Annotated in this window: 6 protein-coding genes; 1 reads left to right on the plus strand and 5 read right to left on the minus strand. The window is 73.9% G+C overall.

All coding sequences use genetic code 11. The features are described from left to right. Positions 1-222: 222 nt before the first annotated feature. From ACIBJE_RS11715 to ACIBJE_RS11735, 5 genes are all read right to left on the minus strand, one after another. Positions 223-2,118, minus strand: a complete 1,896-nt coding sequence (locus ACIBJE_RS11715; protein WP_396746766.1) for a delta-60 repeat domain-containing protein — start codon at positions 2,116-2,118, stop codon at positions 223-225. Positions 2,119-2,303: 185 nt separating this feature from the next. Continuing rightward, positions 2,304-3,248, minus strand: a complete 945-nt coding sequence (locus ACIBJE_RS11720; protein ID WP_396746768.1) for a glycosyltransferase — start codon at positions 3,246-3,248, stop codon at positions 2,304-2,306. A 405-nt stretch (positions 3,249-3,653) separates the two neighbouring features. Beyond that, the gene (locus tag ACIBJE_RS11725; protein WP_396746771.1) at positions 3,654-4,928 is read right to left on the minus strand and encodes a hypothetical protein; all 1,275 of its coding nucleotides are present in this window, start codon (positions 4,926-4,928) and stop codon (positions 3,654-3,656) included. Between the two features lie 215 nt (positions 4,929-5,143). Further along, the gene (locus ACIBJE_RS11730) at positions 5,144-6,556 is read right to left on the minus strand and encodes a family 16 glycosylhydrolase (protein WP_396746774.1); all 1,413 of its coding nucleotides are present in this window, start codon (positions 6,554-6,556) and stop codon (positions 5,144-5,146) included. A gap of 522 nt (positions 6,557-7,078) precedes the next feature. Further along, positions 7,079-7,705 carry a LuxR C-terminal-related transcriptional regulator gene (locus ACIBJE_RS11735; protein WP_396746777.1) on the minus strand — a complete coding sequence of 209 codons (627 nt, stop codon included), beginning with the start codon at positions 7,703-7,705 and terminating at the stop codon, positions 7,079-7,081. A 352-nt stretch (positions 7,706-8,057) separates the two neighbouring features. Between ACIBJE_RS11735 and ACIBJE_RS11740 the strand changes: the two genes are divergently transcribed. After that, on the plus strand, positions 8,058-11,588 hold the full coding sequence (locus tag ACIBJE_RS11740) for a BTAD domain-containing putative transcriptional regulator (protein WP_396746780.1): 3,531 nt from the start codon (positions 8,058-8,060) through the stop codon (positions 11,586-11,588). Positions 11,589-11,667: the final 79 nt, after the last annotated feature.

An 11,667-nucleotide genomic window follows, 5' to 3' on the forward strand; every position in this document is an offset into this window, starting at 1 on the left:
CTTGGGGTGCGGCGGGGACGTACGGAGTGCCGGTGGTCGACCCGCACTCGCGGACGGTCGTTCCTCCTATTGTCGTCGACGGTTGAGCCCAGGTCCTCCCCCCGGTCACCCGGAAGTCAGTCGGATCTCCTACGGCCACCCGGACGGTCCACCGCGAGGGTGGCCGTCCGGGTGCCGGTCTATCGTCCGACCGGTGCCGCCCGCGGGCGCACCGGCGGTGGGTCAGGACGTGGCGTAGAACAGCGTCCTGCTGGACCAGTTCGTGCCGAGCAGCCCGCCGTCGAGCTTGGTGGCGGCGGCACCGTCCACAGCGGCCCCGTCGAACGGCACGGCCCACAGGCCGCCGAGCGCGGTGCCGTACACGATCCGGCCGTCCACCCAGGTCAGACCCCGCACCGTGCCCCAGGTCAGGCCCTGGCTGGGGACGGTGAACTCGGAGGCGCCGACGGTGTAGCCGTCCGGCTCCAGGTAGCGGTAGTACAGCGAGTTCTGGCCGGCCTTGGTGTAGTACATCCGGCCGTCGAGGTAGAACGCGCCGCTCATGATGGCCGGGTTGAACCAGTCGTTGTAGCCGCTGCCGACCCAGGGAGCGCCCACGGTGCCGCCGGTGAACATCGAGATCCCGAGGTAGCTGCCACCCGGGGCGGTCGCGTCCGTCTTCGACCAGTAGAGCTTGTTGTGCACGACGAACGCCGCGCCCGCCGCGGTCAGGTTCGGCTGGTCGACGACGGTCGGCGTGCCGAGCGTCTCGTCACCGTCGAAGGCCACCCGGGTGAGCTTGCCCTCGGTGCCGCCGACGTAGAGGAACCCGGGGGTGGTCTGCGGCGCGTTGACCGCCGGGGTGACCCGGCCGCCGGCCAGCGGGAAGAGGGCCATCCGGCCGTGGTACTCGCCGCCCGCGCCGTCGTTGTCGAAGCCGGCGTGGATGCCGGTGCTGCCGCGCCACAACTCCCAGACGATCGGACCCCAGTTGGTGGTGCCCGCCGGTGCGCCGGTGCGCTGCGGGTTCCAGACCAACGGCATGCCGTTGATCGGGTCGAGCGCGCCGTAGCCGTACCGGTTGATCGCGCCCGGACCGGCCGCGTCGTTGCCGTTGGTGTTGTTCAGCCAGCGGAAGTGCCCGCCGACGTAGACCACGTTGTCGGCCACCTCGACCGAGGTCACCGAGTCGTGGCCGGTGTGGTTCACCCAGGTGCCGTCGATCGCGCTGCCCCGGGTCTCGGTCTCGAAGCGGGCGATGGTGTCGCAGTACGCCCCGCTCGCCCGGCCGCCGTCGGCGATGATCACGAAGTAGCTGCTGTCGTCGGAGAAGTCGACGTCCCGGGCGTAGAACGGGAAGCTCGCGCTGGAGCAGGGGTGCACGTACCGCTGGGTGCTCCAGTCGGCGACGGTCGGGGTGCCGTCCAGCTCGACCATCACCACCTGGTTCCGGGACAGCCCGTTGACCAGGGTGAAGTTGCCGACCGCGACCAGCGTGTCGCCGTCCGGCGAGACGTCGAGCCCCCAGACCAGCTCGGTGCTGGTGCGGGCCACCGACGCGTCGATCTGGAAGGTCGGGTCGATCGCGCCGGTCGTGGCGTTCAGCCGGGCCAGCAGCGAGTGCTCCGTGCCGTTGATCCAGTGGAAGGCACCGGCGATGTACAGGTGGTTGCCCCGGACGATGGTGCGCCGCACCTGACCGCCGTCACTGCGACCGACCCAGGAGCCCACCGTGGCGCCGGTGGCCGGGTCCAGGGCGACCAGGTTCTTCCGGGACACCCCGTTGACGTTCTTGAAGTTCCCGCCGACGATCAGCTTGCCGTCCGGGTTGACCGCGAGCGCGTGCACCGCGCCGTCCAGCACCGGCGTGAACGAGGTCTTCAACGCGCCGGTCGCCCGGTCGTACGCGAAGAGGTAGTTGCGGGTCGTCCAGCTCGCCGCGCCGGGGCTCTTGACCGAGGTGAAGCTGCCGCCCGCGTAGACCGTGTCACCGATCTCGGCGAACGCCTTGACGTCGCCGTTCTGGGCGTGCGGGGTGGTGTCGACCGGGTTCGCCGAGGTGAGCGTGCTGGCCACCGGGGTGAAGTCGGCGGCCCCGACGGGGGTCGCCACCCCCAGTGTGGCGACCAGTGCCGGCACGGAGAGCGCGGCAAGCCAGCGGACCGCGACCGATCTCCGGCCCGGTCGGTTTGACGTTCTGAGTGACACTGGGCGGCCCCCAAGGATGAAGTGATACAGGCGTAGCTTGCTGCGCCGGTGACCGGCGCGCATCACCCGACCGGTTCGGACGTGCCGTAACTCGGCCGTCGCGGACCGTTCGGGGATCAGGTCGGGTTCGTCCATCGGAACGGCTCGACCTCCTTCCGGGCGGAGACCGTCCACCGGGTCGCCAGGCGGAGGTCGGTCTCGGTGACCTCGTCCGCCTCCCGGGCCAGGACCAGGCCCCGGCGGTCCAGCTCCCGGGCCATCTCGACCTGGTGGTCGTCGACGTGTTCGCCGTGGCGTCGGCGACGGGGCACGTAGATGGCGCGCTGGCCGGCCCGCAACGCGGTCAGCGCGGAGCCGACCCCGGCGTGGGTGACCACCACGTCCGCCTCCCGCATCGCCTGCTGCATCTCCGCGAAGGGCACCTGCGGGCGGGCGTCGGCGGGCATCCGGGGGATCCGCGTCGACCCGACCTGCCACAGCACCTCGGCCGACGGGGGGATGATCCGCGTCAGCCGTTCCAGCAGCCGGGGAAAGCCGTACTTCTGGGTGCCGAGGGTGACGACGACCCGGGAGACCGGTCGGGTGGCGGACGACTCCCGGGGAACGTACGCGTCGAAGATCGAGCCGCCGTACCGCCAGCGGCCGTCCGCCCACGAGGGATACTGGGTGTAGAGCCCGGTACCCGGCAGCCGGGCGACCATCCGGCCGGTGAGCGACGGTCCCGTCGTGCGGGTGGCGCTCTCGATGTAGTGGCAGGCCACTCCGGACCGCAGGGCGGGCAGGAAGAACGACGCCGCGACGCTGGCCCCCGTGCTGATCACCCGGCTGAACCGGCCGCCGCGCAGCACCCGCCGCGCAGCCACCAGGTCCCGTACCGCGCCGACCACGTCCCGGCTGGTGGCCGGCGGGACGTGAATGACCTCCGCCCCGTCGAGCAACGAACGGCTCTGCGGGGAGTCGAAGGTCACCCAGACGCAGTCGTCCTGCACGCCGAGCCGGGGCACGAGGTCGTGCAGCTCGGCGAGGTGGCCGCCGGTGGAGGCGACGAGGAGCGTGGTCACGGACACCCACCCCGACCGGTCACCGCCGGCCCGACCGGCAGCACCGGTACGGGCACCGCGCGGACGGTGCGGAAGTGGGCCAACGCCACGGGCGTCCTTCCTGGACGGTACGGACTTCTCGGCCGGTCCGGGTGGTCGGGACGTGGAGCGACGGCACGACCACCGGCGCGCTCGCCCGGCGTCCGCCGTGCGGATCCGCGTGTCGAGCCCGGCCGGCAGCCGGTGATGCTCCGGTCCCGGCCGCGCCCCGGTGTCCCGACGTTCCGGTCACCGCAGGAGGGCACGGCGAACCGCGACCAAGCGGTGAAACAGTAGAGGAATACTCGCGCTCCCGGTAGGGACGATCAGACGATTGCGCGCATTGTGGAGGTTCGTCCGGCCGACGACGCCCCGACGGCAGCGGCCCTACCGCAGCCGCCCGGCCAGCAGGTCCAGCAGGGCCGGGTGCAGCTTCGGACTCCAGCCCCCGCCACCCGCGGCCAGTTCTGCCGTCCGCAGCCACAGCTCGATGAGATAAGCATCACCCACCAACCGGCGGCGGACGTCGTCCAGTCCGAGCGCCGGCCCCTGCCGGTCGAGCAGGATCCGCATCTGCTCCGCCGCCTCGGCGGCGGGCCGCCCGCCCAGCGACAACGCGGTCTGGAAACCCTGGTGCGCGAGGTCGAAGCCGACCGGCCGGTCGGTGCCGCCGTTCTCCCAGTCCCAGGCGATCAGGCGACCCCGGTGGGTGCCGAGGTTCCACGGCACCCAGTCGCCGTGCCAGTCGCCGAACTCGAGGGTCACCTCGCCGTCCCGGTTCGCCAGCGCGGTCACGGCGTCCCGGACCGGGCCACCCGCCGCCTCCGCCCGGGTGGTCAGGTCGGCCAGGAACGGTGAGCCGCGCAGCGGGCGGGCCGGGCCGGGCGCGCCACCGCGCCGGGCCACCGCCAGCATCGCGGCGATCCGGGGCTCCTCCGGGCGGCGCAGGCCACGCACCCCGGCGGGCATCGGTTCGACCACGGTCACCGCGAGGTCGCCCCAGCCCACCTCGCCCAGCAGCCGGGGCGCGTCGGGCAGGTCACCGCCGTCGCGCGGCAGGCCGCGCAGGGCCGCCGCCTCGGCCCGGACCATGGTCCGGGTCGCGTCGTTCCAGCCGATCTTCGCGTACCCCCGGGGGCGTCCCCGGTCGTCGAAGAGCTGGAGGGTCGGCTTGTGGTGCGGATCGGGCGGACGGATACCGATGGCGGCGTGCAGCCGGCCACCGAGCACGGTCGCCAGATGGTCGACCAGGAGCACCTCGGCCGGGTCCACCCCGGCCGGCACGGAGACGGTCAGCACCGGCATACCCGCCGCCCCGGTGGCCCCCACTCCGGCCAGCAGGCCGACCGCGAGCCGGTTGAGCCGCACCCGGGGCGGACGCAGGGCGTTGTACGCCCAGGTCGAGGCCGCCCCGACCCGTCGCGAGGCGAGCGGCAGGAGGAACCGGGCCCGCTCCACCGACGGCACGACCGCGTACCGCACGGTCACCGCCCCGGCCGCGTCCCGCCGGGTGGCGGCGGGCTGCTCGCGGGAGACCGACAACCGCAGCCGGGGATCCGGGAAGACCGCCCGGGTGACCCAGCCGATGCCGTCCTGCCGCTCCCTGGGGTCGCCGTCCCGCCGCTCCGCCACCACCGTGCCGCCCCCTGTCCGCGCCCGCACCCGGACGCCCGCGCGAACACGATAGGTGACGCCCCACCCGACCCGCACCGCGCGTCCACCCGAGCGCCGGGCCGGGCCGTCGTCGCGTCGGGTCGGGATGGTGTCGGGTGGTAGCAGGGGTCCCCGGTTACCGCTTTCTGATGAGGAGGGGTCCCCTGCAACCACCGTGGAAGAGCCCGCGGAGCCGGCTGCCGCCGTGCGGCGGAAGGGGATGGCTAGCGCTGCCAGACGCGGATGTAGTCGACCCGGAAGTCGGCCGGGAACACCGTGTTCCCGTCCGGGTCGCCGAGCCAGCCACCGACCTGGAAGTTCAGCCGGAGGTTGTACGGCTTGTGGAACACCTCGTCGAACCAGGGCGTGGTGGCGCGGTTGCGCTCGTACACCTTGCGGCCGTCGATGTACCAGCGGATCGCGTCCGGCTCCCACTCGGTGGTGTACGTGTGGAACCCGTCGCCGGGGTACCCGCCGTTCGGGAAGGTCCACCGCTGGTCCTGCTTGACCGGGGTGTAGTCGTAGAAGATGGCCTGGGTGGCGGCCCGGTAGTACTGGTTGCCGCCGGGCAGCTCGACCACGTCGATCTCGCCCCGGCCGCCGTCCTCCGGGCGCAGCCAGAACGCCGGCCAGAGGCCCCGCGAGTCGTACGGACCGTTGGGCGACTCGGCCCGCATCTCGAACCGCCCGTACGTCCACGAGTGGCGGCCGATGGTGTCCAGGTAGCTCTGGGTGTACTGCCGGGTCTGCGAGCTGCACTGCGCGGTCTGACGCTTCGCGCGCAGGGTCAGCACGCCGCCGGAGACGAAGGTGTTCTCCGGGCTGTCGACGTTGCAGCCCTTGTCGATGTCCCGCGCCTCACCGGTCCGCAGGTTCCACTTGGCGCGGTTCACCGAGTTGCCGTCGAACTCGTCGTTCCAGACCATCCGCCAGCCGGGCACCTGGCCGGGCGGGGCCTGCGTCGGGGTCGGTGAGGGGCGGCTCGGGGTGGCCGAGGGGGTGGGCTTCGCCGTCGTCGGGGTTGGCGTGGGCTTGACCGGCGTCCGGCTCGGGGACGGCTTCGGCGCGGGCGTCGTCCGGGAGGGCGTCGGAGCCGGCCGGTTCCCGCCGCCCTTGTAGGTCACCACCAGCTCGGGACGGACCTGGGCGCGGGAATTGTCGCGGGAGGCCCAGTAGATCCGGGTGTTGCGGCTCTGCTGGGTCAACGCGAAGGTGTAGGAGCCGTTGCCGGTGACCGCCGGGCTGACGTCCCACTCGTTGTGCCCCCGGTCGACCTCGTTGACGCCATCCAGCGCCGGCCCGAGGGAGGGTCGCCCGTCCCAGTCACCGGGGAAGGTGGCCGACCCGGCGGCGAAGTGGGCGAAGACCCTGGCCTGGAACGGATCCCAGGCGTGCACCCGCAGGGTCGCCCGGATGTCCCGGGCACCGACCGGAATCGCGGTCACGTCGAACTGCAACAACGCGTCACGGCGGCCGTTCGGGTTCCGGTCGCACAGCCGGGGGCAGCTCGCCAACGTCGTCTTGACGCTGTTGTCGCCGTCCTGGACCACCTGCGTCGCGGTGGTGTCCGCGACCGCGCCCATGGTGACCGACGTGTTCTCGTCGGCGAAGAGCGGCAGCACGGACACGGCCAGCATCACCGTCGTCCCTGCGGCCACCAGCGCGATCGCTGAGCCTCGTCGTAGCATCAGACTCCCCGGTGACAGGTCGGGCACCGATTACTCGATGACCAAAAGTAGTTGCACGCTAACGATGCGGCCCGAATTTGACCAGGTCCGAAGGACAACTTAACCCGTCCCTAAGGGCCGGTGGGCCGGCGTGCCCGCCCGGGCGAGTTCAGGTGACCGATGGTCCGAGCGGAAACCGGTCGACCGGCGCGACTGTTCCGGCCGAAGCGGTGCCACGTTCGTCCAGATGGGACGGTCGACGGCCGCGCCGGCCGCGCGGACGGGTGGTCGGGCGATCGGTGCCGGACGCACACGTGGAAACGCAATCAACGACACAACCTCTTCGATGTCCCGACACTGTCGGCAAGCGGCCGGATCAGCCCTCCGGGCCCGGGGAGCACATACCGGGTTTCCGCAACCGGGCCGGCGACCTCTCCTTCCGCGCCGGTCCTGGCGGGCACCGAGGGTCCCGGAGCGGAGGTTCCGCGTGGGTCAGATCAGGCCCTCGCGGACCGCGTACGCCACCGCGTGGGTGCGGTTGCGGAGCTGGAACCGGGTGGTGATGTCGTGCAGCACGTTCTTGACGGTGCGCTCCGAGTAGCTGAGCCGGGTCGCCACCTCCCGGGTGTCCATCCCGTCGGCGACCAGGCGCAGCACCTGGCTCTCCCGGTGGGTCAGCCCGTTGACGTCGATGCCACGCGGGGCGAGCACCGTCTGCTGCAGCCGGGTCACCTGCTTGACCAGCCGGCCGAGGACCTCCGGCGGCATCGCCGCCCCGCCGGAGGCGGTGCTGACGACGAGCTGCGCGAGCCGGTGGCTGGTCGCCTCGGCGCGCGAGGCGAGCGCCCGTACCCCCAGCTCGACGGCGGGGATCAGGGCCGTGTCGGACTCGACCGAGGCGACCAGCACGAAGCGCCGGCAACCCAGCCGACGGACGGCGCGGAGCAGGTCCAGCGCGTCCTGGTCGAGGGCGTCGGCGGCGACCACCCCGACGGTGTCGGCGGTGATCCGTGCCTCGGGGACGACCTCGATCTCCATCCGACCCCGGAGGGCGGCGGTGATGCCGGCGGTCGAGATCGGGTCGGGGGTACGGATGTGGGCCTGGGTGCGTCCGGTCATGACAGTTCCTTGCCTCGGGCGGTCGGGCCGTCTGCGGTCCGGCCCGGCTCCAAACGGTAGACAGGGCCGGTGTCCGGCCGCTGGCACCGCACTGGACGCTCCCCCATCGACGGCGCTGCCCGGTCCGACCGGGCTCAAGCTGCCCGGTTGCCTGTTGGGGCAACGACACGCCGGAGGGGCACCGGCAGATACCGGCAGAACCGCTGCCCGTCCGGGCCGGATACGGCGGGCCTGATCGGTCAACGATCCACTGTCGTCCGTCCCTGACAGGAGGGATCATGGTTACCGGTCCGGCATGATCACGTGCCGGTGCCGACAACCGGTAGGTCGCGGGGTCGGACGGGGAACCGGGATGATGGCGGACAACGGCGCCGAGCTGAGGCTCCGGCGGTTGCGTGCCGGGCTGACCCAGGAGGAGTTGGCCCGCCGGGCGGGGATCAGCGTCCGCGCGGTACGGGACATCGAGCAGGGTCGGGTGCGCGCTCCCCGGCCGGAGTCGCTGCGCCGGATCGCCGAGGCCATCGGGCTGCCCGACGGTCCGCCGCCGGCCGCCGGGGAACCACCCGGGCGGACGGCGGGCCCGCACATCGGGGTACTCGGTCCGTTGAGCATCCGGACCGGCACACAGCCGGTCGCCCTGGGCTCGGGACGGCAGCGGATGCTGCTCGGCCTGCTCGCCCTGCACCCGGACACCACCGTCTCCCGGCAGGAGATCGTCGACGTCCTCTGGGGACACGACCCGCCGGACAGCTGCCTGAACCTGGTGCACACCTACGTGGCGCGGCTCCGCCGGGCACTCGCCCGACCCGGTGGCGGGACGGGCGGCGGCGCGGCGGCCGGTGGCGGTACGACGATCGTCCATTCCGGCGGCGGCTACCAGTTACGCGTCGGGCCCGGCCAGCTCGACCTGACCCGGTTCACCACCCTGATCGGCCGGGCCGAGGGCAGCGTCGCCGGTGACCTGCAGAGCCTGGACCGGCTGGCCGAGGCGCTGGCCCTGTGGCGCGGGCCGGTGCTGGTCGACCTCGGGCCCGGCGTGGCCCAGCACCCCACCGCCGCCGCCCTGAACCGCCGCCGGATCGCCACCGCGGTCACCTACGCCACGCTCGCCGTCGAGCTGGGCCTGCCGGACCGGGCGGTCCGCGAGCTGAGCGCGGTGGCCGGTCACGAGCCGCTGCACGAGCAGGTGCACGCCCGGCTGATGCTCGCCCTCGCCGCCTGCGGTCAGCAGGCCCGAGCGTTGGCCCTGCACCGGAAGCTGCGGGACCGCCTCGCCGACCAACTCGGGGTGGAGCCCGGACCGGAGCTGCGCGAGGCACAGTTGCGCATCCTCCGGCAGGACCTGCCGGCGATCGGGGCACGCCCGCCGACGCCACCCCGTCCGGCCGAGCCGGCCCCACCCGGGCTGCCCGGTCACCGACCGCCGGCCCAGCTGCCGGCCGACGTCGCCCACTTCACCGGTCGGAGCAGCCAGATGGCCGCGCTCGACGCCCTGCTAAAAGCGTCGACCGGCGGCAGCGGACCGGTCGTCGTCGCGACGATCACCGGGATGGCCGGGGTGGGCAAGACCGCCCTGGCCGTGCACTGGGCACACCGGGTCCGGCCGCACTTCCCGGACGGCCAGCTCTACGTCAACCTGCGGGGCTACTCGACGGCCAGTCCGGTCCGCGAGGGCGAGGCGCTCGCCGGGTTCCTGCACGCGCTGGGCGTGGCGGCCGAGCAGATCCCGGTCGACTCCGGGCAGGCCGCCGCCCTGCTGCGGACCCTGCTGGACGGCCGCCGGATGCTGCTGGTGCTGGACAACGCGGCCAGCGCCGACCAGGTCCGTCCCCTGCTGCCCGGCACCCCCGGCTGCATGGCGCTGGTCACCAGCCGGGACCGGCTCAGCGGGCTGGTCGCGGTCGACGGGGCCCGCCGCATCGCCCTGGACGTGCTCACCGGGGCCGAGGCCAGCGCCCTGCTCACCCGGATCATCCCGGCCGAGCAGGTGGCCGCCGCCCCGGCCGAGATCGCCGAGCTGGCGGAGGTGTGTGCCCGGTTGCCCCTGGCGCTGCGGATCGCCGCCGCCGACCTGATCGACCATCCGGGTCGGCCGATCAGCGCGCACACCGCCCAGCTCAGCACCGGCAACCAGCTCGCCGGCCTGCGGGTCGAGGGGGACGACCAGGCCGCCGTCCGGGCGGCCTTCGACCTGTCGTACGCGGCGCTGCCCGCCTCGGCCCGCCGGCTCTTCCGGCTGCTCGGGCCGGCGCCCGGGGCGGACGTGACGGTGCCGGCCGCCGCCGCCCTCGCCGCGCTGGACGAGGTCACCGCCGCACGGGAACTGGACCGGCTCGCCGCCGCACACCTGGTGCAGCTGCCCCGGCCCGGCCGGTACACCTTCCACGACCTGCTGCGGATCTACGCCGTCGAGCGGTCCGTCGCCGAGGATCCGGTGCCGGAGCGGGCCGCCGCGCACAGCCGGCTCTACGCCTGGTGCCGGCAGCGGGCCGAGGCCGCCGCGGCGGCGATCTACCCGCAGATGGTGCGCCTACCACCGGACGGGAACGACAGGGAGGCGACCGTCTTCCCCTCCTCGGAGGCGGCGATGGCCTGGCTGGAGGCGGAACGGACCAACCTGGTCCGGGTCGTCGCGCACGCCGCCGACCAGGGCGCCGAGCCGGCCGCGTGGCGGATCCCCGACGCGCTGCGCGGGTACTACCAGTTCCGTCCGCACAACGACGGGTTCCTGGCCGCGTCGCACGCGCTGCGCGCCGCGCAGGCCGCCGGGGACGAGGCGGGCGAGGCGGCGAGCCGGCTCGGGCTGGCCAGCCTGCACCTGCGGCGCAGCGAGTACCGGGTGGGGTTGGAGCACGCCACGGCGATGATCGACGCGGCGACCCGGGCGGGGTGGCCCGAGGGGCTGGCGGCGGCGTACGGCACCTGCGGGTTGATGCACCTGCGCGCCGGACGGCTGGCCCAGGCGGCCGAGCTGACCCGACGGGCGGTGGAGATCCACGAGCGGCTCGGTGGAGCGGAGCGGCTGAGCACCAGTCTCGGCAACCTCGGGGTGATCTACCGGGACATGGGGCGGCTACGCGCCGCCGAGGAGGTGTTCCGTCAGGGGCTGGCGCTGACCCGGCGGACCGGCACCCGGATGAACACCGGCATCAGCCTGAGCAACCTCGGCGACGTGGAGCACGCCCTCGGCCGGTACGACCGGGCCCTGGCCCACCTCGGGGAGGCGCTGGAGGTCAGCCGGGAGAGCGGCTACCGCCCCACCGAGGTGGAGAGCCTGCGGCGACTGGCCGCCCTGCACGTGTACGCGGGCGACCTGACCCGGGCGGCCGAGCTGGCCGACGCGGCGTTGGCCCTGGCCGAGCTGGTCGGCGACCCGTCGCAGCAGGCCGCGGCCCGCAACGTGCTGGGTGCGGTGCACCTGCGGCGCGGCGACGGCGACGCGGCGGAGAGCGAGCACCGGCGGGCCCTGGCGTTGGCCCGGGCCAGCGGCAGCCACGGCGAGCGGGCCGAGGCGTTGATCGGGCTGGCCGAGGTGCACCGGCGCACCGACCCGGACCAGGCGCTGACCCTGGCCGGGCAGGCGTGGGAGGTGGCCCGGACCGCCGGGTACCGGGTCTGGGAGGGGCACGCCCTGGTCGCCCGGGCCGAGGCGCAGTGCGACCGGGATCCGGCGACGGCCGCGCGCACCGCCCAGGCGGCGCTGGCGACGCACCAGGACACCGGCCACCTCCTCGGCCGGTTGCGCAGCCTGCGGCTGCTCGTCCGGCTCGGTCCGGCCGCCGGGCTGACCGTGGCCGAGCAGACCGCGTACCGGCAGGAGGCCGACCGGCTCGACGGGTTCGGCCGGTGGCGCGACGCCGGCCGGCCGCCCGGCGTCGGGTGACGCGGAGCGGCCGGCATCGGGACGACGCGAGCGGCCCCGGCGGCGGAACGACGCGAGACGCCCCCGGCATCGGGTGACG

Origin of the sequence: Micromonospora sp. NPDC050187 (assembly GCF_044459745.1) — a bacterium.
In the GTDB taxonomy this organism is placed as follows: Bacteria; Actinomycetota; Actinomycetes; order Mycobacteriales; family Micromonosporaceae; genus Micromonospora.

Bases quoted from the DNA above. Each gene is read 5' to 3' on its own strand.
- ACIBJE_RS11730 (WP_396746774.1), bottom strand. From the start codon at position 6,556: ATGCTGGCCGTGTCCGTGCTGCCGCTCTTCGCCGACGAGAACACGTCG.
- ACIBJE_RS11735 (WP_396746777.1), bottom strand. From the start codon at position 7,705: ATGACCGGACGCACCCAGGCCCACATCCGTACCCCCGACCCGATCTCG.
- ACIBJE_RS11740 (WP_396746780.1), top strand. From the start codon at position 8,058: ATGATGGCGGACAACGGCGCCGAGCTGAGGCTCCGGCGGTTGCGTGCC.